Genomic DNA, 19957 nt, shown 5'->3' with positions numbered 1-19957 from the left:
GCTCTGCCCGGCCGCGCCCTGCCCGCCGGCCGCGCCCTGCCGCCCGCCCGCCGCCTGTCGGCCGCGCCCACGTCCCCGCCCCCGCCCCCCCCGCGGCCCGGCCCCGCGGCCCGGCCCCGCGGCCCGGCCCGCCGGCCCGGCCCCGCAGTCCGGCTTCGGATGCCACACCGCGACGACCTGCGCGATGAGCCGTTCGCGGCCGATCAGTAGCTGCGTGCGCAGCGGTAGCTTGATGCGTCGTTCGGGTTGCCTGTGCCGTTGTAGCGGGAGACCAGTGGGTAACGGCACAGGTTGCGGGTTGTTTGTTCTATTCGGGCCGGCAGTGTTTCCGGGGCTTTGCCTTTCTCCACCCAGGCGACCACGGCTGCCAGTGGGTCGAGCGGGGCTGGGCCGACGCCGCCTGAGCAGTGGCCGACGCCTGGGGCCATGAACACGCGGTAGAAGTCCTCCGCGCGGCCTGGGGTGGCGGCGTCCACTCGGTGCCAGTAGTTGGTCGTGCCGGCTGGGAAGATGAGTTCGTCCGCCTCGCCGTGCCAGGTGATCATTTTGCCGCCCGCCGCGCGGAAGGCGGTCAGGTTCGGGTTGGACGTGTCGATCGTCCTGCCGTACTCCGCTTGTGACTGGGCGAACAGGCGGTGCCAGTCGGCGAAGGTCAGGGTTGACGTGTCGAACGACGGGTCGCGGAGCAGGAAGTGCTTGATCCAGTTGTCCGAGATCGAGAACGGGACGCCTGCCGTGCCGTCCGGGGTCGTGTTCGCCAGGCCCAGGAACGGGGTGCCCTTCGGTAGGCCGGACCAGACTCCCGGGCCCGCCCAGATCTTCGCCACGACGGCCGCGTCGGCCTGGCTGATCGTCACCGCCTGCTCGTTGCACAGGATCGTCGTGCCGACCAGGTCGTACGGGTTGTAGCGGCACTGCGCCGGGCTGGCGATGATCCCGTCCGCCACCTTGTCCATGCCGTCGCACGCTGCCACCGCCGCGGTGTTGAACGCTTCCAGCTCGCACTGCGTCGGGTAGTTGTCGAGCTCGGCCATGACCACCTGCGGCCACTGGTCGGCCACGACGAATTTGGTCCAGTTGATCGCCGGAGCCGTCGCCACGATGCCGTCGTAGTCCGTGGGGTAGCGCTGCGCGGACATCAGGCCCTGCCGGCCACCCGTCGAGCAGCCGTTCCAGTACGAGTAGGCCGCCGGCCGGTCGTAGAAGTCCGCCGTCATCGCCTTGCCCACCACGGCCATGTCGTGCAGGGAACGGGACGCGAAGTTGGTCAGCAGTTCAGGGTCGTTCGCCCACTCGCTCGGGTCCGACGTGTTGATCGGCACGCCGGCGTCCGTCGCCGCGGTCGCGTAGCCGCCGTTCACCGCCCGGCGAGCGTGAAGCCGAAGAAGCCTGCGGCGTAACCGCCGCCGCCCGTGCCCTGGAAGCGCCCGTTCCACCCGGTCAGAGGTAACCACACCGCGACGGTCACCGTGTCGTTCGCTCCGGGGTGCGTCAGCGTCATGAAAACCTGGCAGAACGGCGCGACCGGGATCGGCTCCGGGTTGAACGGGCCAGGTGGGACCACGAGGTCGTGACGTTCCTCCGCGGACAACGACGTCACCCGCGCGCCGGGCACCGATGGTGTGGCCAGCCCGTCGCAGGAACTCGTCGCCGACGCCGGGCTGGCGAAGACCACCAGCGCCAACAGCGGCAGCAGCGTGGCCATGAGCCGAACCGTTCTGCGCATGTCGCCCCCGTTGCTCGTGTGTTCGAAATGAAGAGTAGCGGAGTGGTTACGGACTGTCGAGCTGGTTGGCCAGGTCGATCAAGCTGTCCGCGTGGAGGTCGCACTCGACGTCCTCCGGGTGGTCCACCGGGGGGTGCGGCCCGTTCTCGCGTGGCCGCTCGACAAAGGCGGTCCGCAGCCCGGCCGCGCGGGCGCCTTCCAGATCCAACTTGTGTGCGGCCACCATCAGCACCTGCTCCGGTGCGACGTCGAGCAGTGTCGGCGCGGTGCGGTACACGACGGCGTCCGGTTTGTACGCGTGGACCAGCTCCGCGGAGATGATGCAGTCGAACGGCAGCGCCGCGTACCTCGCCAGGTTGGTGAGCAGCGCGAATCCGCCGTTGGACAGCGTGGTCGTCGTATGCCGGGCACGGATGCGAGCCAGGCCAGCCACCGAGTCCGGCCACGCGGGAAGCCGGTGCCAAGCGCGCACCAGTTCGTCGCGGGTTGCGTCGTCGGCCGCCACGTCCAGTTCCCGCAGCAGGTCGTCCAGCGACTCCCGGTGCAGGGTGTCGAGGTTCGCCCACTCGCGCTCACCGGTGCGCACCCGGTTCAGCGACGGGTGGTACCGGTCGCGCCAGCGTTCCGCGAAGTCGGCGGCGTCGACTTCCGGCAGCAGGGAGGACACCTGGTCGGCGATTCCCGTGTACCAGTCGACGACGGTGCCGAAGACGTCACATGCGACGACGCGAATCTCCATGCCTCACAGGCAACCACACGTCGGTCGGCTCAGACGAGGCTCGGATTCAGTTGTGTGAAGCCCTCCAGATTCTGGTACGGGTAGTACGGATATGGCGCCGTGGTCGCGCTTGCCGCGTCCAGCCGGGCCACCTGGTCCGGCGTCAGCTCCCAGCCGACCGCGCCGAGGTTCTCGCGTAGTTGCGCCTCGTTGCGCGCGCCGATCAGCACCGAGGACACGGTTGGTCGGCGTAACAACCAGTTCAGCGCGACCTGCGGGACGGTACGGTCGGTCTCCTCGGCGATCTCGTCCAGCGTGTCGACGACGCTGTACAGCAACTCGTCCGGAACGGCCGGGCCGTAGGCCGCGGTCTGGTGCAGCCGGCTGTCCGCCGGTAAGGGCTGACCGCGTCGGACGCGGCCCGTCAGCCGACCCCAGCCAAGTGGGCTCCACACGATGGCACCGACTCCCTGATCGAGGCCGAGCGGCATCAGCTCCCACTCGTAGTCGCGGCCGACGAGCGAGTAGTACACCTGGTGCGCGACGTACTTCGTCAGGTGGTGCCGGTCCGCGGCGGACAGGCACTTCATCAGTTGCCAGCCGGCGAAGTTGGACACGCCGAGATAGCGGACCTTTCCCGACCGCACCAGATCGTCCAGTGTGGACAGCGCCTCCTCGACCGGTGTGCCTGCGTCGAACGCGTGTAACTGGAACAGGTCGATGTGGTCGGTGTCGAGCCGGCGTAACGCGGCTTCGCAGGCGACGATCAGCCGCGACCGTGACGAACCGCCAGGGTCATCGTCGCCCATGGGCAGGCTCGTCTTCGTCGCCACCAGCGCCCGGTCGCGACGGCCCTTCAACGCGGCGCCGAGCACCTCCTCCGACGCGCCGTCCGAGTACACGTCGGCCGTGTCGAACAACGTGACGCCCGCGTCGAGGCAGATGTCGACCAGTCGCCGCGCCTCGTCGACGCCGACGGTGCCCCAGTTGCCGAACAGTTCCCCCCGGCCGCCGAACGTGCCGGCGCCGAAGCCCAGCGCCGGCACCTTGACACCGGACGAGCCGAGCCTTCTGTACTCCATGACCCCTCCTTAACGGGACTGTGGTGCCATTAAGGTAGCACGTTATGGTGCGGGCATGCCGGAGAGGCCGGGTGGGCGGACCGCACGGGTGCGGGCGTCGGTGTTGCGTGCGGCAGGGGACCTGCTGGTCGAGAGCGGGTTCGCGCGTCTGGACCTCGGTGACCTGGCCCGGCGCGCGGAGGTCGGCAAGACGACCGTGTACCGGCGCTGGGGCTCGGTGACCGCGGTGGTCACGGACATGCTTCTCGAGATGGCCGTCGAGTCGGTGCCGCGAGCGGACACCGGCTCACTGCTCGGCGATCTGCGCGCCAACGCGCGCCTGGTCGTGCGGACGCTCACCGACCGAAGGCAGGGACCGCTGTTCAAGGCCATGTTGGCGGCCGCGACCAGCGACGTCGACACCGCCGAGGCGCTCAAGCGGTTCTACGCGACCAGGATCGCCGAGTGGGCGCCGTGTGTGACGGACGCCGCGGCACGGGGCGAGGTGCCGGCGGACACCGATGCCGAGGAGGTCATCCGCGCGGTGTCGGCGCCGTTGTACTACCGGTTGGTGACCGGGACCGGCGAACTGGACGACGCCGTGGCTGACCGGGCCGCCGAGGCAGCGGTGGCGGCGGCGAAGGCAGGGGTTTTCCGGCGCGGCGAACACGCGCTGGACTGACCGAGAAGCGTGTGCGGGCGGCGATCGCCGCGGTTGAACTCACCGGTCTCCGCGGTTGGACACGCGATGTGACCGGGCCATGGCGTACACGAAAACGCAACTCGCAGGGGCCGAACGCGCGACTCGCGGGGGCCGAACGCGCGACTCGCGCGGTTAGCAGAGTGAGCGGCGCCAGATCAGGGCTTCCGCCGGGGTGGCCGCCATGTCCTCGTACTCGACGTCGCTTTCCGGGGCGTCGACGTTGGTGAAGCGGTAGGGGACCAGCACGGTGATGGCCATGCTGTCGGCGTGTTCTAGGTGCACCATGATCGCGTCGGTCTTCTCGCTTGTGACGTCGCTGACAAGTGCGGCGGCGCGTAGGTCGTTCGACTCCGCGGACATGCCGCTGACCAGGCTCGTCAGCACCTCCGACGGGTTCGGGTCCTCCTCGTCGCCCGGGTCGGCCGCGAACACCTGCTCCTCGCCCTCGCGTGTGATGGCCGCGCCGTAGGGGTAGAACTCGCCGTGTTTGCGCAGCATCTCGTCGGCGAACGGCAGGACGGTGTTCAGCAGGCGGTCCAGGTCTGACTGAATGTGCTCGGAGGTGGTGTCACGCCAGGTCGTCACCCCGGCATTGTCCCACCGCCGCTGGCGTGGTGTGGGCAACGGGCGGTCAGTTGCCGTGTGCCGTGGCCGCCCGCGCCTCGAGCAGGGTGGTCGTGTGCCGTGCGGTCACGCCGTTCACGGTCACCGCGATGGTCACCGTCGATGGGCGCAGTGCCGTCAGTTCGCCCGTGGCCGGGTCGAAGACCGCCGTGTGGTAACGCTTCGCGTCCTGTGTCCGGCCTATGTGGACGTTCGGCGACGCGGACCACCTGGCCGACACCGGGTACGCGACCGGCACGGTTCGGTTGGCCTGCCGCACGTTCGCGCCGACCACCGTGGACTGTCCGACCTGGAGGGAGTCGGGTGCGCTCACGGTGAGCGAGTCGACATGCGGACGGACCTCCGCCGCCAGCCAGTCGTCCGTACCGCACCGCGGGTCGACGCCCCACAGGGACCAGCCCGTGAAACCGCCTTCCGCCGGCAGGGTCGAGGGGTTCTTGCCGGAGTTGCCGTTGATGAAGTACGGGACACCGTCGACGTGGCTCGCGTGGAACGTGCCGACGTGGGCGCCGATGAACGCCGTGCCCTTGCCGGTGCGGTCCTGGAACTCGGACAGCCACGTCTCGATCGTCGCGGCTTCCTTGCGGTCCGACAGCTCGCTCGCGCGGGCGGGCGTCGGGTCGCGGGGCGGCACGTGCTGCACGAGCACCACCGACTTCACCCGACGGTCCTTCGCCGCCGACTCCAGCGTCGTGCGCAGGCGGCCGAGCTGGGTCCAGTCGCTGACGCGGAGGTTGATGCCGGACGTGTCCATGGTGATGAACCGGGTGCCCTTGTGGTCGAACACCTGTTGTGTGTCACCGAAAACCGCGCGGAAGTTGTCCACGCTGCCGTTGCCGCGCTCGTGGTTGCCCGGCACGTAGTGATAGGGGAGCGCGCCGCCCAGCTCCTCGTCGAGGATCTGCTTGGCCAGCGCGAAGTCCGCCGGTGACGCCTCGTCGACGAGGTCGCCGTTGATGATCAGGAAGTCGGGTTTCGCGGCCTTGATCTCCCGTAGCGTCCGGCGCGCGTTGCGGACGATGTCGCTGTCCGGGTCGCGGGCGACGAACTGCGCGTCGGACATCACCGCGAACCGCCAGTCACCACCTGCCGACGTCTGGATGACCGGGTCCTTCACCACCGGTTGCGGTGGCACGTCCAGCGTCGGCGCCACCAGTGCCGTGAGGCCGTCGATGACGAGATCCCCCTGGTAGCTGTTCGTCGCGACGGTCTCGGCGCCGTAGAAACGCCGTAGTGTCAACGGGTACACGGTTCCGGCCGGCACGGGGAACTCGATCTGGCGCCACCCGGTGTAGTTGAGGAAGCCGGCGCGGAACGCGGGCAGCAGCACGCCGTTGCCGTCCCACGCCTGCATGCTCGCCCATTCGCCCTTCCCGGTCGAGTTCACCCATAACCGCAGTGCCCTCGGCTGTCCGGGAATCACGAGCCCGGAAGGCGCCAGCGCACCGCCCGTGCGAATGCCGGTGCTCTGCGTGAAGTCGTAGGACAGGCGCAGGCCCTGCCCGTCGTTGCCCGGCGCGGGGGCGACGGCTCCGGTGGCCCGCTCGCCGAAGAACGTCCAGCCGGCCGGGTCGGTGAAGTCTGCGACCGTGACCTCGGTGAGGCCGACCGTCACCGGCAGGGCCGACCGCTTGCCCCGCACGTCGATCGTGACGAGCGCGGAACCGCTGGGCCGCTTGGCTTTCACCGTGTACTGGCCGTCGGCGGTCGGCGTGATGTCGAGCAGGTCGCGGTCGTAGGTGAGCGTCACGTCGGCCGGTTCGACGGGCGCGCCGGTGCCCTCGCTGTCGTAGCCGAGGACGCCGAACGTGGCGGCCTCGTCCTGGCCGACGAGCGCGATCTGCTCACGGGTGGGTGCGGTGCGGGCGACCGGACCGAGGACGGTGAGGGTTACCTCGCCGCGCGCGTGCCGGTCCTCGGCGATCACCTTGACCTCACCTGGTTTGCGCCCGACGAACACACCATTGTGGACGGACCCGTTGCTGGTGCGCCAGCGCGGGGAGCCCTGCGCCGGGCCGTAGGTCTCGTCGTAACCGGCCGCGGTGAGAGTGCGGGTGAGGCCCTGGAGGACCCGCTCCGGGTGGCTCGGGGCGACGGTGGACGAGCCGGCGGCGCGGCTCGGGTCGAACGCGGTCTCGACCCAGAAGCCCTTGAGCCGGCCGGAGCCGCGCGGTGCGAACAGTCCGAGACCGTTGGGCACGTTGCGTTCCCAGCCGTCGGACGGCCGGTTCTCCAGCTGTGCGGTGGTTGCGCCCGGCTCGCGGGCGACGATCGTGGTGGAGCCACCGCCGTCGAGGTTGAGTGCGCTGTACGCGCCGAGCTCGACCATCATGTTCGCGAGCTCGTCGAGCCCGAGGCCGTCGGCGAACGCTGGCTGGCGGCCGTCGGCGCTCAGCAGGAACATCTGCCGGCCGTCCTTCGAGAAGCCGATGGCGGTGCGTGGCGCGGCGGGAACGTTGTTGCCCTGGCTGGCTTTCTGGGCGACCCCGTCGACGACGAGCAGCTGGCGACCGTTGATGGCGGCGTGGATCTTCTGGTCGTCCGCGGTGCGGGTCCGGTAGTCGATGGTGACGGGGTCGCCGGGGGTGAGCGACCTCAGCGTGGCGGCCGCGGCGTCCCGGCCCACGAGCATCATGGTGCCGTCGGGGACGGCACCCTGGCCCGCGGTGTCGCGGACCGCGGTGACCGTGTTGTTCGTGACCTCGACCTCGGTGACGGCCGTGGCGCCCTGCGTGGCACGGCAGCGGCAGTAGGTGCCCCAGAGCGGGGTGAAGACCTCGATGCCGCCGGCCTTCAGTGTCGGTTTGTTGACGCCGTCGAGCGTGAGGTCGCCGGTCGGGGTCTTGATCGTGCCCTGGAAGATGACCTCGCCGATGTCGCCGACGCCGTTCTCGGTGAAGATCGCCGACGACTGCCGCCAGGTGCTCTCGACGTCCGGGGACTGCACGACGGTCCCGTTCTGGATGCCCACGCCCAGCGGTGCGGTGGAGTTGTTGATGTCGAAGAAGTCCCCGTTGACGGCGGCGACGGCCCCGGCACGGTTGGCCGTGGCGGAGAGCGGCTCGCCCTTGGCGACCTGACCGGGGAACAGGTAGTCCACGGTGGTGCCCTTGGTGAGGTCGACGGTGAGGCTGTCTGCCTGTAACCAGGTCGGGGTGCCGGTGAAGGCGTCGGGGCCGTAGCGGTCGAAGGAGCGGAGGGTCACCCCGGGCGCGACGGGCCTCGTGCGGGTCGAGGTCTCGACGCGCGGCTGCGGCGCGGCCGTCGTCCGGTACGCGTTCGCGAGGAAGTCGTCACCGGGATAGGCGGCGGCGTCGCTGGTCGAGGCGTTGGGATCCAACGGTTCCGCGTTCGCGGGCGAGGCGAGGGCCAGTGCGGACGCTGCCGAGGCGAGGAGGGCGAGCAGGCGTGATGACGTCTTCGACACGAACTGAGTCTGCCGCCGAGGTCGAAGATTTACCAGACCCGAAGATGACTGGAAAGAAAATTCCCGGTGGCCGGTGGGCGTTCCGCACGTGGATCTTCCGATGAGGGATTGTAGGGCGATCCGTTAGAATCAGGATGTCGCTGGTCAGGGATGTTGGGAGTGCGTTGTGGACGCCGAGCTGGACGCCGATCGGAGGCTCTTCGATCGCGCCAGTACCGTTGAGCTGCTTGCCGCCGCCTTGCGGGAGCGGATCATCAAGGGGATCTACCTGCCGGGGGAGCGGCTCGCGGAAGAGGCGATCGTCAAGTCGCTCAAGGTGTCGCGCAACTCGCTGCGTGAGGCGTTCCGGCTGCTCACGCACGAGCGGCTGCTGGTGCACGAGCTGAACCGCGGGGTCTTCGTCCGCAAGCTCACCGTGGACGACGTCGTCGACCTCTACCGGGTGCGCAAGCTCGTCGAGTGCAACGCCGTGCGCAAGCTGGACTCGCGGCCCAAGCAGGCCGACGACATGGTCGAGGCCGTCAACGCCGGTGACCTCGCGACGAAGCGCGAGGACTGGCGTGGCCTCGGGACCGCGAACATGATGTTCCACCAGGCCGTCGGCATGCTCCCGGAGAGCCCGCGCATCGACGAGCTCATGCGCAACATCCTCGCCGAGCTGCGGCTCGTCTTCCACACCATGGCCGACCCCCGGCGTTTCCACGAGCCGTACCTGGAGCGCAACAAGGAGATCCTCGCCGCCATCGAGGCCGGGGACGGGCCGCGCGCGGAACGCCTCATGCTCAAGTACCTGGATGACTCCGAGCAGCAGATCGTCGCGGCGTACCGGAGCGCGTGAACCGCACCGCCTGTCCCGGCCGGGCCTGCGCGATCAGCGGCAGATCGGCCGCGCGCACGACCGCGATCACCGGGTAGCCGCCCGTCACCGGGTGGTCGGCCAGGAACACGATCGGCGCGCCGTTCGGCGGGACCTGCACCGAGCCGGCCACCATGCCTTCGGTCGGCAGCTCGCCGTCGCGCGACCGGCGCAGCGCGGGACCCGACAGGCGCACGCCGACCCGGTTGCTTTCCGCCGTCACCTCGTAGCGGTGACTGAGGAACGTTGTCATCGCATCCTCGGTGAACCAGTCGTCCCTGGGGCCCGGCAGGACGTGCACGACGAGGTCGTCGGTCGACGGCGCCCGTACCGGGGCCACCTCCACGGCGGGCGGCGGAACTTCGTAGGCGTCGCCGATCGGCAGCACGACACCCGGCGCGAGCGGGTCGGGGCCAAGACCCGACAGCACGTCCGTCGATCGGGACCCGAGCGTCACGGGCACGTCGAGACCGCCCCGGACCGCGACATACGAGCGCAAACCCGCCACCGCCGGCCCGACGACCAGCGTCTCGCCGGCGTGCACGGCGAACGGCGCGTTCATCGCCTCGCCGCGCCCGTCCCTGGTCAGGGCGCACGTCGCGCCCGTCACCACGACCCGTGCCGGTTGCCGGAACCTCAGCGTCGCGCCGAAGGACAGTTCCAGGCACGCCGCCGGCGGGAGGTTGCCCAGCAGACGGTTCGCGAGCGCCGCCGCCGCCGCGTCCGCCGCACCGGAACGGCCGACGCCCAGCGACGCGTAGCCGGACCTGCCGGTGTCCTGCACGGTGCCCAGTGGTCCACAGTGGACCACCTCGATCCCGCCATCGCCGGTGGCCGAGGGTTCCTCCCGCGACGGCACTGGTGGCAGCGACGCCACGGCCTCGAACCGGACGGTCGTACCCGGCCGCAGCAGCGCGGGTTGTTCCCGCGTCGGGTCCCACAGCGGGGCGGTCGTGCTGCCCAGCAGATGCCAGCCGCCCGGCGACGGTCGCGGATACACCCCCGTGTACTCGCCCGCGACCGCCACCGCCCCTGCCGGCACGCGGGTGCGCGGCGTGTCCCGCCTGGGTAGCCGCAGCCGTTCGTCCAATCCGGTCAGGTAACCGAAACCCGGCGCGAAACCGGTGAACGCCACCGTGTACTCGGGTCCGGTGTGGACGGTCACCACCTCGTCCTCGGACAGGCCCGTCGCCTTCGCCACGTCGGCGAGGTCGGCGCCGTCGTACCGCACCGGGATCGTCACGGGGTCCGCGTGGAACTCGGTCAGTGCCGCGGGTGTCACCTCGGACAAGCGTGACACGAGGGTCTTGAAGTCGGATTCGTACTGTACGAGCAGGGTTTCCGCCGCCGGCACCAGGTCGACGACGCCGGGCAGCGGCCGGGCGGTGAGCGCGGCGTACCAGCCGAGTACGTTCTCGGTCTCGATCAGCAGCGCCGTCTCACCGCACCGGCGAATTCTCACCGAAAGCTCGCCACCCGTACCCCGGCGGCCAGCAAGCCGGTCCGCACGGACTTGACCAGGTCGAGCGCTCCCGGTGTGTCGCTGTGCACGCAGATCGACCGGGCCGGGGCGGCGACCACCGATCCATCGACCGCGACCACCGTGCCCTCCGTCGCGAACCGCACCGCCCGCTCCGCGGCCACAGCCGGGTCACTGATCACCGAACCCGGCTCGCGGCGCGACACCAGCGTGCCCTGCGGGGTGTACGCGCGGTCCGCGAACGCCTCCTGCACAGTCTCCAGCCCGGCTTCCGCTGCCAGCGCAAGCCATCTCGACCCCGGCAGGCCCAGCACCGCGAGCGCCGGGTCGAACAGCCGGACCGCCTCGACCACGGCCGCCGCCTGCTGCTCGTGCGTCACGATCGCGTTGTACAGCGCGCCGTGCGGCTTGACGTAGCTCATACGGCCGCCCGACACGTGTGCGATCCCGTTCAACGCCGACAGTTGGTACAGCACGTCGTCGGTCAGCTCGGCCGGGGCCACGTCGATGAACCGCCGGCCGAACCCCGCGAGGTCGCGGTAGCTGACCTGCGCGCCGATCGCGACGCCGTGTTTCACCGCGGTGGCGCACGCCCTGCGCATCGTGCCGGGGTCGCCGGCGTGGAACCCGCACGCGACGTTCGCGCTGGACACGACCGTCAGCAGCGCGTCGTCGTCGGCGATGCGCCACACGCCGAACCCCTCGGCGATGTCGACGTTCAGATCGACGGTCGTCACGTGAGCACCTCCTCGGACCTCGGCTCCGTCGGCGCGACCTCGTCGACCGGGTCACGCGCCAACCACAAGCCAACCACGGTCAGCACGGCCATGAGCACCAGGTATGCCGCGAGGACGAGCCAGGTGCCCGTCCAGTTCAGCAGCGCGGCGAGGACCAGTGGGGCCGGGGCGCCGCCGATCACGCCGGCGAGGGTGTAGGCGAGTGAGCTGCCCGTGTACCGCAGGCGTGGCGAGAACTGCTCGGTGATCAGCGCGGCCTGCGGGCCGTACAGCGCGGCGTGGATCGCGAGTGCCACGACCATGCCGAGCGCGAGCGCGAGGAACGAGCCGCCGGAGATCAGCGGGAAGAACAGGAACGGCCACACGGCGGCGGCGATCGTGCCGTACAGGTACAGCTTCCTGCGGTTCACGCGGTCCGACAGCGCGCCGAACGCGGGCATCAGCCCGAGCTGCACGGCCGAGCCGATCATGACCGCGAGAGAACCCTGTGCCTTGCTCATGCCGAGTTCCTTGACGATGTAGGTCAGGACGAACACGGTGAACAGCGAGTACATGACGTCCGGGCAGACACGCACGAGCAGGCCCGCGATCACCGCGCGCCGCTCGGTGCGCGCCACCTCGGAGATCGGCGCGGTCGGCCGGTCGGAGTTCTCCGCGATCTGCTTGAACACCGGGGTTTCCTCGAGCCGCAGGCGGATCCACAGTCCGAACGCGACAAGTGCGGCCGAGAGCAGGAACGCGACCCGCCAGCCCCACGAGTTGAACGCCGCGTCGGTGAGCACCGCGGCCAGCAGAGCAAGCACGCCGTTGGCGAGCAGGGTGCCGGCCGGTGGGCCGATCTGCGCGGCGGACGCCCAGAAGCCGCGGCGTTTCGGGTCCCCGTACTCGCTGGAGAGCAGGACGGCGCCGCCCCACTCGCCGCCGACCGCGACGCCCTGGGCGAACCGCAGCACCACCAGCAGGACCGCCGCACCGCCGCCGAAGGTCGCGTAGGTGGGCAGCAGGCCGATCAGGAAGGTGGCGATGCCGGCGAGGAGAAGCGTGTAGACGAGGACCTTCTTGCGGCCGAGGACGTCACCGAGCCGACCGAAGACGAACCCGCCGAGCGGGCGCGCGAGGTAGCCGACGGCGTAGGTGGAGAACGCGGCCATGGTGCCGGCGAGGTCGTCGCCGGAGGGGAAGAACAGGTCGCCGAACACGGTCGCCGCGGCGACCGAGTAGGCGGCGAAGTCGTAGTACTCCAGGGCGGTCCCGGACAGGCTGGCGGTGTAGGCACGGCGCAGGGCGCGCTTCTCGACGGTCATGGGTCACATCCGTAGGCCGGCGGTAGGACGAAACTCAGGGTAGATTTTCGTCCTACAATCCGGCAATACTACGTTCCGGAAGTTGGCCCGAAAGAGGGAGGCCGGCATGAACCCTCCGAACCGTTCGGTACGCAATGCCTTCCAGCTGCTGGAGCTGCTGGCCGGGAGCCCTGACGGTCTCGGCCTGAGCCGGTTGGTGCAGATCAGCGGCCTGCCGAAGACGACAGTGCACCGGCTGCTGGGGACGCTGACGGAGCTGGAGATCGTGTGCCACGACGGCAGGCGCTACCACCTGAACGCCCAGTGGCAGCGCTTCGGCGGCGACCGGTTCCACGCCCCGATCGTCAGCCGCGACGGCCACCCGCTGGCGGGCCTGACGCTGCACACCCGTGGCCCGGTCGCCTCGGAAGCGAGCGCCAACCGCCTACGTCGCCTGGTGGCGGACCTGGCCGTAGCGGTCTCCCGCCAAATCCGCGCCAGCTGAAAGCCGCGAGTCGCGCGTTCGGCCCCCGCGAGTTGCGTTTTGGGGTACGTCCGGGGAACTCGGTGGCGCGTGTGGACCTACCGAGGCCACACTTCGTTGGCATGCGTCAGATCCGCGCCTCCTACACCGCCGAGACGATCACCGTGTACCAGGCGTACACCGCCGAGATCGCGCGGCCCGCGCTGACGGCCGGCCGGTTCGTGGCGCCGTTCAAGCGCGGGCGGATGACGTGGATCAAGCCGTCGTTCCTGTGGATGATGTACCGCTGCGGGTGGGCGACCAAGCCGGGGCAGGAACACGTGCTGGCGGTGGAGATCACGCGGAGCGGCTTCGAGTGGGCGCTGGCGCACGCGTGCCTGAGCCACTACGTCCCCGACCGGCACGCCGACCGCGGCGAGTGGTCGCGGCACCTCAAGGCCAGCCCGGTCCGCGTGCAGTGGGACCCGGAGCGCTCGCTGCGGCTCGGCGCGCTGCCGTACCGGTCGTTGCAGGTGGGGCTGTCGCGTCAGGCGGTGGACCGGTACGTGGACGAGTGGTTGGTGAGCCTCACCGACATCACCCCGCTGGTCCACGAGATCCACGGGCTGGTGGTGGCGGACAGGACGGACGAGGCGCTGGGCATGCTGCCGGCGGAACACCCGTATCCGCTTCCGTCCGACGTCGCCACCACCATCGCGGCCACCGTCTGAGGCGCGCGGGCGTACACGAAAACGTAACTCGCGGGGGGCGAACGCGAGACTCGCGGGTTTGGGGGCAAGGTCTAGACAAGTTCGGAGTATTGGTCTAGACAAATAAGAGGCGCGGTTTCTTCCCTGCTCACCGCGTTCTCGGAGGTTGTCATGCGTCGACGCCTGCCCTTTGTCGTACTCGCGCTCGTCTTGTGGGGGCTTCTGCCGGTCTCGCCCGCCGCCGCGGTGGGGGAGACGGCCGTGTTCGTCAAGACCGCTGACTGGGGATCCGGTTGGGAGGGGAAGTACACGATCACCAACACGGGGACCGCGACCATCAGCGGGTGGCGGGTCGAGTTCGACCTTCCCGCCGGCACCACGCCCGGCAGCTTCTGGGACGCCCTGCTCACCTCGAGCGGCAACCACCACACGTTCACCAACCGCGAGTACAACGGCAGCATCGCGCCCGGCGCCTCCGTGGCGTTCGGGTTCCTCGCCAGCGGGTCAGGCACGCCGCAGAACTGCCGGGTCAACGGGGTCGCCTGCGCGGGTGGGACGGATCCGCAGCCCGGAGTGCCCGCCACGCCAGGAGGCGTCGGCGTCACCGCGACCACCAGCACCAGCATCACCCTCGGCTGGAACGCCGCCGCCACCGCGACCAGCTACCGCGTCTACGAGGGCAGCACGCTCCGCGCGACCGTGACCGGCACGTCGGCCACCCTCTCGGGGTTGTCCGCCTGCACGAGCAGGACCTACACGGTCGCCGCGGTCAACTCCGTCGGCGAGTCCGCCCGCAGCGGACCCGTCACCGGTACGACGTCCGGCTGTCCGCAGGCCGACCTGCCCCGGCACACACTCACCGGCTACTGGCACAACTTCGTCAACCCCGCCACCGAACTGCGCCTTTCCGCGGTGCCCAACGAGTACGACGTCATCGCGGTCGCCTTCGCCGAGGCCGCGTCCACACCAGGTGCGGTCACGTTCGGCGTCGACCCCGGCCTGTCGACCACGTTGGGCGGCTACACGAACGCGCAGTTCAAGGCCGACGTGACGGCGCTGAGGTCACGCGGTAAGAAGGTGATCCTGTCCGTCGGCGGCGAGGCGGGCCGGGTGACCGTCAGCGACTCGGCCTCCGCGACCAACTTCGCCAACAGCGTCCGCGCGATCATGGCCGAGTACGGGTTCGACGGCGTCGACATCGACCTCGAGAACGGTCTCAACCCGACCTTCATGGCACAGGCTCTGCGTAACCTCCGCGGTCAGGTCGGCTCTAGCCTGATCATCACGATGGCCCCGCAGACCATCGACATGCAGTCAACGGGCGGCTCGTACTTCGCGCTCGCACTGTCCATCAAGGACATCCTGACGACCGTCCACACGCAGTTCTACAACTCCGGCTCGATGCTCGGCTGCGACCAGTCCCAGGCGTACAGCCAGGGCACGGTCAACTTCATCACCGCACTCACCTGCATCCAGCTGGAGAACGGGCTGCGGCCGGACCAGGTCGCGGTCGGCCTGCCCGCCGGGCCGGGCGCGGCGGGTGGCGGCGTGGTCGCGCCGTCGGTCGTGACGAACGCGCTCGACTGCCTCGCCCGCGGCACGAACTGCGGCTCGTTCCGGCCACCACGCACGTATCCGGCCATCCGCGGCGCCATGACCTGGTCGATCAACTGGGATGTGGCCAACGGCAACGGCTTCGCGCGCACGGTCGCCCCGCACCTGGACACGCTGCCATGAGGCGGGCATTGGTGGTCGCGTTCTTGTTGGTCTTCGCTACCGCCCAACCGGCGGTAGCGGCGAACCTGTTGACCAACGCGGGCTTCGAAGCCGGGAACCTGTCCGGCTGGACCTGTTCCAGCGCGAGCGTTTCGACCGGCGCGCACTCGGGAAGCTACGCGCTGGCCGGCAATGCGACCGCGTCGGACCACGCCAAGTGCACGCAGACCGTCACCGTCAAGCCAAGCACGACGTACACGGTCTCGGCGTGGGTGCGCGGGAATCCCGTGTACCTGGGCATCACCGGTGGTCCGTCCACATGGGCCGGTGCCACCTCGTACACCCAGCTGTCGCTGTCGTTCACCAGTGGCGCCAGCCAGACGTCCGCGGAGCTGTACCTGCACGGCTGGTACGGCGCGGGCACCTACAACGCGGACGACGTCGTGCTCGACGGTCCGGGCGGCACCACGCCAGGGGCTCCTGCCACGCCAGGGAATCTGTCGGCCACCTCGGTGACGGCGTCGTCGGTCGCGCTGTCGTGGCCCGCGGTCAGCGGTGCCACCGGCTACCGCGTCTACGAGGGCAACACCCTCCGCGCGACCGTCACCGGCACGTCGGCCACCATCAGCGGACTCGGCGCGTGCACGACGCACACCTACACGGTGGCGGCGTACAACTCGGTGGGTGAGTCGGCCCGCAGCGCCCCGGTGACCGCGACGACGGCCGGTTGCCAGCAGGCTGACCTGCCTCGGCACGCGTTGATCGGCTACCTGCACGCGAGCTTCGCCAACGGCTCCGGCTACATCCGGATGGCCGACGTGCCGGCGGCGTGGGACGTCATCAACCTCGCGTTCGGCGAGCCGACCTCCGTGACGTCCGGCGACATCCGGTTCACGCTCTGCCCGGTCGCCGAGTGCGGAGGCGTGGAGTCGGAGGCCGAGTTCATCGCGGCGATCCGCGCGAAACAGGCGCAGGGCAAGAAGGTCCTGATCTCCATCGGTGGCGCCAACGGCCAGGTCCAGCTGACGACGACCGCCGCACGGGACAAGTTCGTCCAGTCCGTGTCGGCGATCATCGACCGGTACGGACTTGACGGTCTGGACATCGACTTCGAGGGCCACTCGCTGTACCTCAACACCGGTGACACGGACTTCCGCAACCCGACCACCCCGGTGATCGTGAACCTCATCGCCGCGCTGCGTTCGCTGAAGTCGCGCTACGGCAACGAGTTCATCCTCACGATGGCGCCCGAGACGTTCTTCGTCCAGGTGGGCTACCAGTTCTACGGCGGCGCGGGCGGCGGCGACAACCGCACCGGGTCGTACCTGCCGGTGATCCACGCGATGCGGGACGCGCTGACCGTGCTCCACGTGCAGGACTACAACTCGGGCCCGGTGATGGGGCTGGACAACCAGTACCACAACATGGGCGGCGCGGACTTCCACATCGCGATGACCGACATGCTCAAGGCGGGCTTCCGGGTGGCCAGCACCGGTCAGACGTTCCCTGGCCTGCGCGAGGACCAGATCGCGTTCGGACTCCCGGCAGCCGTCAGCGCGGGCAACGGGTACACCGCGCCGGCGCAGGTGCAGCAGGCGCTGAACTGCCTGGCACGCAACCAGAACTGCGGCGGCTACACGCTGCGGGGCGGGGCGTCGCCGGCGATCCGCGGCCTGATGACGTGGTCGGTCAACTGGGACCGGTACTACGGATGGGAGTTCCAGAACAGCCACGGGCCGTTCCTCGACGGGCTGCCGTGACCAGTGCTAGAAACCTTCCGCGTCGTGGGGCACGTACTCCGCCGCCAGTCGGTCCAGGTCCTCCTGCGACAGCTTCAGATCCACGGCGGCGATCGCGTCGTCGAGGTGGTGGGGTTTGGTCACGCCGACGATGGGGGCCGTGACCGCCGGCTGGTGCAGCAGCCAGGCCAGCGCCACCTGCGCGCGCGACACCCCGCTCTCCTCGGCGATCGCGGCGACGGCGGCCGCGACCCGGCGGTCCGCGTCCTCGGCCTGCCGGTACAGCGTGCCGCCGAACTTGTCGCCCGCCGAGCGCTCGGTCGTCGCGTCCCAGTCGCGGGTCAGGCGGCCGCGGGCGAGCGGGCTCCACGGCAGCGTGCCGATGCCCTGGTCGAGGCAGTACGGGAGCATCTCCCGCTCCTCCTCGCGCATGATCAGGTTGTACTGGTCCTGCATGGAGACGAACCGCGTCCACCCGTTCAGGTCGGCGGCGTGCTGCATCTGCGCGAACTGCCACGTCCACATCGACGACGCGCCGATGTAGCGGGCCTTGCCGGCACGTACCACGTCGTCGAGGGCCTCCATGGTCTCCTCGATCGGGACCTGGGGGTCGAACCGGTGGATCTGGTACAGGTCGACGTAGTCAGTGCCGAGACGGCGCAGGCTCGCGTCGATCTGCGTGAGGATCGCGCCCCGCGACAGGCCGCTGCCGTTCGGGCCGGGACCCATGTGTCCGTGGACCTTCGTGGCGATGACGACCTCGTCGCGCTTCGCCAGCTCGCCGAGCAGTGCGCCGGTGATCTCCTCGCTGGAGCCGGCCGAGTACACGTTCGCCGTGTCGAAGGTCGTGATCCCGGCTTCCAGCGCGGCACGGATGATGGGCCGCGTCGCGTCGAGGTCGAGCGTCCACTCGTGCGTGCCGCGGTGGGGGTCACCGAAGCTCATGCACCCGATGACCACTGTGGACACTTCGAGGCCGGACCGGCCGAGTCGCCTGTACTCCATACTTCGACGTTAGCCCACGAGCTTCTCCGCGGCCGCGCGTGCCTTCAGTGCCGCGTCCCTGTCGCCGGTCAGCGCGGAGGTCACGATGGCGCCCTCGGCGAGCAGCAGCAGATGGTCGCCCAGCTCGGCCGGTAGGCCGGCGTCCGAGACCAGATCGCGGAGGAACGTGCGGAACGTCTCCTTGTGCGCGCGTGCCTCGTCGACGACCGGGCCGGACGTCGCGCCCAGTTCCCCGTAGCAGTTGATCCACGCGCAGCCGCGGTAGTCCGCCTGGTGAAACCAGTCGTTCATCCAGTCGAACACGGCGAGCAGCCGCTGCCGGGGGTCGTCCGCCCGCGCCACGGCTGCGGCGAGCTGCGTCTGCCAGGTCACCTCCCGGCGCTGCAGGTAGGCGGTGACCAGGCGTTCCTTGTTGGGGAACAGCTGGTAGAGGCGTTTGAGCGACACGCCTGACGCGTCGCGGATGTCGTCCATGCCCACGGCGTGCACGCCACGCGCGTAGAAGAGCTTCTCGGCCGCGTCGAGCACCCGCGTCTCGGCTGTGTCGATGTCCATCGGTCTTACCTCTTGCTTGAGAGAACCAACGTTCTCTACCTTACCGGAGAACGCCCGTTCTCTTCCTGGAGGTACCCATGTTGCTGGAAAGCCATCCGCCCTATCCCCCTTTCACCAGAGCGACCGCGATGGCGAAGGTCAAGGCCGCCGAGGACGCGTGGAACACCCGCGACCCGCACCGCGTGGCCATGGCGTACACAGTGGACACCGTGTGGCGCACCGGCGACACGTTCCTCATGGGACGGAACAACGTGATCCAGTTCCTGTCCCGGACCTGGTCATGGCAGCGGGACTACGCACTGCGCGAGAACCTGTGGGGCTTCGACGGCAACCGCATCGGCGTCCGCTTCCAGTACGAGTGGCACGACACGAGCGGCCAGTGGTGGCGCAGCTACGGCAGCGAGCTGTGGGAGTACGCCGACAACGGCCTGATGGCCCGCCGCGAGTCGAGCGTCAACGACGTCCGGATCGAGGAGTGGGCGCGCCGCATCTTCGGCCCGCGCCCCGCGTGGCAGTGCAGCGCGGAGTCCCCACTGCGCTAACGGGCCCGGTACAGCAGCCAGACGAAGTACGGCACGCCGATGATCGCCGTCATCAGGCCGGCCGGCAGCTGTGCCGGCGCGATGACCGTGCGGCCGATGGTGTCCGCGACACACACCAGGATGCCGCCGAGCAGCGCGGCCACGGGCAGCACGCGCGCGTGCCGGCGGCCGACGATCGCCCGCGCGGCATGGGGGGCGACGAGGCCGACGAACCCGATCACGCCCACCCCGGCCACCGCGGCGCCGGTCAGCAGCACCGCGCACGCGAGCAGCAGCAACCGCGACCGGGGAACCTGGATGCCCAGCACACGCGGCGTCTCGTCGTCGAGCGACAGCAGGTCCAGCTCACCGCGGAACCGGACCAGCGCCGGCATCACGACAAGCAACGCCAACAACATCGGCACCAGGTGCTCGAACGACCGGCCGTAGGTCGAGCCGCCGAGCCACGTCAGCGCCTTCGACTCGTTCCAGGGGTCCGACAGCGTGATCAGCAGCGTGATCAGCGCCGTCGCGCCGGCCTGCGTGCCGAACCCGATCAGTACCAGCCGCTCGCTCGCGAAGCCGCCCCTGGCCGCCGCGGCGAACACCAGCACGACGGCCAGCGCGGCGCCG

General features: G+C 69.9%; 19 protein-coding genes. 7 read left to right on the top strand and 12 right to left on the bottom strand.

The genetic code is table 11. The annotated features are described in order from the left end of the window. Positions 1–203 precede the first annotated feature (203 nt). The 4 genes from VF106_RS09825 to VF106_RS09810 are packed head-to-tail and all read right to left on the bottom strand — an operon-like array spanning position 204 to position 3526. The gene (locus VF106_RS09825; RefSeq protein ID WP_330839307.1) at positions 204–1361 is read right to left on the bottom strand and encodes a tannase/feruloyl esterase family alpha/beta hydrolase; all 1158 of its coding nucleotides are present in this window, start codon (positions 1359–1361) and stop codon (positions 204–206) included. After that, positions 1358–1726, bottom strand: a complete 369-nt coding sequence (locus VF106_RS09820; RefSeq protein ID WP_330839306.1) for a hypothetical protein — start codon at positions 1724–1726, stop codon at positions 1358–1360. Before VF106_RS09820 ends, VF106_RS09825 begins: the two co-directional genes overlap by 4 nt. Positions 1727–1772: 46 nt before the next feature. Continuing rightward, a complete protein-coding gene (locus VF106_RS09815) occupies positions 1773–2465 on the bottom strand; it encodes a haloacid dehalogenase type II (protein WP_330839305.1) in 693 nt (230 codons plus the stop codon). Positions 2466–2494: 29 nt separating this feature from the next. Then, positions 2495–3526 (bottom strand): aldo/keto reductase, encoded by a 1032-nt coding sequence (locus VF106_RS09810; RefSeq protein WP_330839304.1) that lies wholly within the window; start codon positions 3524–3526, stop codon positions 2495–2497. A gap of 55 nt (positions 3527–3581) precedes the next feature. On the opposite strand from VF106_RS09810, the gene VF106_RS09805 reads away from it, so the two are divergent. Beyond that, on the top strand, positions 3582–4187 hold the full coding sequence (locus VF106_RS09805) for a TetR/AcrR family transcriptional regulator (protein ID WP_330839303.1): 606 nt from the start codon (positions 3582–3584) through the stop codon (positions 4185–4187). Between the two features lie 153 nt (positions 4188–4340). Here VF106_RS09805 and VF106_RS09800 read toward each other — a convergent pair whose 3' ends face one another. Further along, positions 4341–4793, bottom strand: a complete 453-nt coding sequence (locus tag VF106_RS09800) for a hypothetical protein (RefSeq protein ID WP_330839302.1) — start codon at positions 4791–4793, stop codon at positions 4341–4343. Between the two features lie 46 nt (positions 4794–4839). Further along, entirely contained in the window at positions 4840–8259 is a 3420-nt protein-coding gene (locus VF106_RS09795; protein ID WP_330839301.1) for a phosphodiester glycosidase family protein, read from the bottom strand. Between the two features lie 166 nt (positions 8260–8425). Here VF106_RS09795 and VF106_RS09790 point away from each other — a divergent pair, with 166 nt between their 5' ends. Further along, positions 8426–9097: a GntR family transcriptional regulator gene (locus VF106_RS09790; RefSeq protein WP_330839300.1), complete on the top strand. Its 672-nt coding sequence runs from the start codon at positions 8426–8428 to the stop codon at positions 9095–9097. Here the strand turns inward: VF106_RS09790 and pxpB are convergent. From pxpB to VF106_RS09775, 3 genes are read right to left on the bottom strand one after another with little or no spacing between them, the layout of a single operon-like run. Continuing rightward, on the bottom strand, positions 9042–10577 hold the full coding sequence (gene pxpB / locus VF106_RS09785) for a 5-oxoprolinase subunit PxpB (protein WP_330839299.1): 1536 nt from the start codon (positions 10575–10577) through the stop codon (positions 9042–9044). The two genes, VF106_RS09790 and pxpB, sit on opposite strands and share 56 nt — an antisense overlap. After that, positions 10574–11332, bottom strand: a complete 759-nt coding sequence (locus VF106_RS09780; protein ID WP_330839298.1) for a LamB/YcsF family protein — start codon at positions 11330–11332, stop codon at positions 10574–10576. The genes pxpB and VF106_RS09780 overlap by 4 nt, the downstream gene beginning before the upstream one ends. Beyond that, positions 11329–12636, bottom strand: a complete 1308-nt coding sequence (locus tag VF106_RS09775) for an MFS transporter (RefSeq protein WP_330839297.1) — start codon at positions 12634–12636, stop codon at positions 11329–11331. Before VF106_RS09775 ends, VF106_RS09780 begins: the two co-directional genes overlap by 4 nt. Before the next feature lie 106 nt (positions 12637–12742). On the opposite strand from VF106_RS09775, the gene VF106_RS09770 reads away from it, so the two are divergent. From VF106_RS09770 to VF106_RS09755, 4 genes are all read left to right on the top strand, one after another. After that, positions 12743–13120 (top strand): helix-turn-helix domain-containing protein, encoded by a 378-nt coding sequence (locus VF106_RS09770; RefSeq protein WP_330839296.1) that lies wholly within the window; start codon positions 12743–12745, stop codon positions 13118–13120. Positions 13121–13221: 101 nt separating this feature from the next. Beyond that, positions 13222–13809, top strand: coding sequence for a DUF4291 domain-containing protein (locus tag VF106_RS09765; RefSeq protein WP_330839295.1), 588 nt, complete (start codon positions 13222–13224; stop codon positions 13807–13809). Positions 13810–13959: 150 nt separating this feature from the next. Beyond that, positions 13960–15525: a chitinase gene (locus VF106_RS09760; RefSeq protein WP_330839294.1), complete on the top strand. Its 1566-nt coding sequence runs from the start codon at positions 13960–13962 to the stop codon at positions 15523–15525. Next, on the top strand, positions 15522–17264 hold the full coding sequence (locus tag VF106_RS09755) for a chitinase (protein WP_330839293.1): 1743 nt from the start codon (positions 15522–15524) through the stop codon (positions 17262–17264). The genes VF106_RS09760 and VF106_RS09755 overlap by 4 nt, the downstream gene beginning before the upstream one ends. A 6-nt stretch (positions 17265–17270) precedes the next feature. On the opposite strand, the gene VF106_RS09750 is transcribed toward VF106_RS09755, so the two are convergent. Together VF106_RS09750 and VF106_RS09745 are read right to left on the bottom strand one after the other, a co-directional pair. Beyond that, complete coding sequence (locus VF106_RS09750) at positions 17271–18248, bottom strand: aldo/keto reductase (protein ID WP_330839292.1); 978 nt, start codon at positions 18246–18248, stop codon at positions 17271–17273. Positions 18249–18257: 9 nt separating this feature from the next. After that, a complete protein-coding gene (locus tag VF106_RS09745; RefSeq protein ID WP_330839291.1) occupies positions 18258–18803 on the bottom strand; it encodes a TetR/AcrR family transcriptional regulator in 546 nt (181 codons plus the stop codon). A 77-nt stretch (positions 18804–18880) separates the two neighbouring features. Here VF106_RS09745 and VF106_RS09740 point away from each other — a divergent pair, with 77 nt between their 5' ends. Continuing rightward, positions 18881–19345 carry a nuclear transport factor 2 family protein gene (locus VF106_RS09740; RefSeq protein WP_330839290.1) on the top strand — a complete coding sequence of 155 codons (465 nt, stop codon included), beginning with the start codon at positions 18881–18883 and terminating at the stop codon, positions 19343–19345. Here the strand turns inward: VF106_RS09740 and VF106_RS09735 are convergent. Continuing rightward, the coding region (locus tag VF106_RS09735) for a FecCD family ABC transporter permease (RefSeq protein ID WP_330839289.1) at positions 19342–19957 on the bottom strand (616 nt) is incomplete at its 5' end. The genes VF106_RS09740 and VF106_RS09735 overlap by 4 nt on opposite strands.

This window comes from Actinophytocola sp., from assembly GCF_036378875.1.
GTDB lineage: Bacteria > Actinomycetota > Actinomycetes > Mycobacteriales > Pseudonocardiaceae > Actinophytocola.
This window is presented reverse-complemented; position numbering and strand designations above follow the sequence as displayed.

Excerpts from the sequence above, each read along its gene's own strand:
- VF106_RS09775 (WP_330839297.1), bottom strand. The coding sequence starts at position 12,636 with ATGACCGTCGAGAAGCGCGCCCTGCGCCGTGCCTACACCGCCAGCCTG.
- VF106_RS09760 (WP_330839294.1), top strand. The coding sequence starts at position 13,960 with ATGCGTCGACGCCTGCCCTTTGTCGTACTCGCGCTCGTCTTGTGGGGG.
- VF106_RS09755 (WP_330839293.1), top strand. The coding sequence starts at position 15,522 with ATGAGGCGGGCATTGGTGGTCGCGTTCTTGTTGGTCTTCGCTACCGCC.
- VF106_RS09750 (WP_330839292.1), bottom strand. The coding sequence starts at position 18,248 with ATGGAGTACAGGCGACTCGGCCGGTCCGGCCTCGAAGTGTCCACAGTG.
- VF106_RS09815 (WP_330839305.1), bottom strand. The coding sequence starts at position 2,465 with ATGGAGATTCGCGTCGTCGCATGTGACGTCTTCGGCACCGTCGTCGAC.
- VF106_RS09820 (WP_330839306.1), bottom strand. The coding sequence starts at position 1,726 with ATGCGCAGAACGGTTCGGCTCATGGCCACGCTGCTGCCGCTGTTGGCG.
- VF106_RS09765 (WP_330839295.1), top strand. The coding sequence starts at position 13,222 with ATGCGTCAGATCCGCGCCTCCTACACCGCCGAGACGATCACCGTGTAC.
- VF106_RS09805 (WP_330839303.1), top strand. The coding sequence starts at position 3,582 with ATGCCGGAGAGGCCGGGTGGGCGGACCGCACGGGTGCGGGCGTCGGTG.
- VF106_RS09745 (WP_330839291.1), bottom strand. The coding sequence starts at position 18,803 with ATGGACATCGACACAGCCGAGACGCGGGTGCTCGACGCGGCCGAGAAG.
- VF106_RS09770 (WP_330839296.1), top strand. The coding sequence starts at position 12,743 with ATGAACCCTCCGAACCGTTCGGTACGCAATGCCTTCCAGCTGCTGGAG.
- VF106_RS09810 (WP_330839304.1), bottom strand. The coding sequence starts at position 3,526 with ATGGAGTACAGAAGGCTCGGCTCGTCCGGTGTCAAGGTGCCGGCGCTG.
- VF106_RS09740 (WP_330839290.1), top strand. The coding sequence starts at position 18,881 with ATGTTGCTGGAAAGCCATCCGCCCTATCCCCCTTTCACCAGAGCGACC.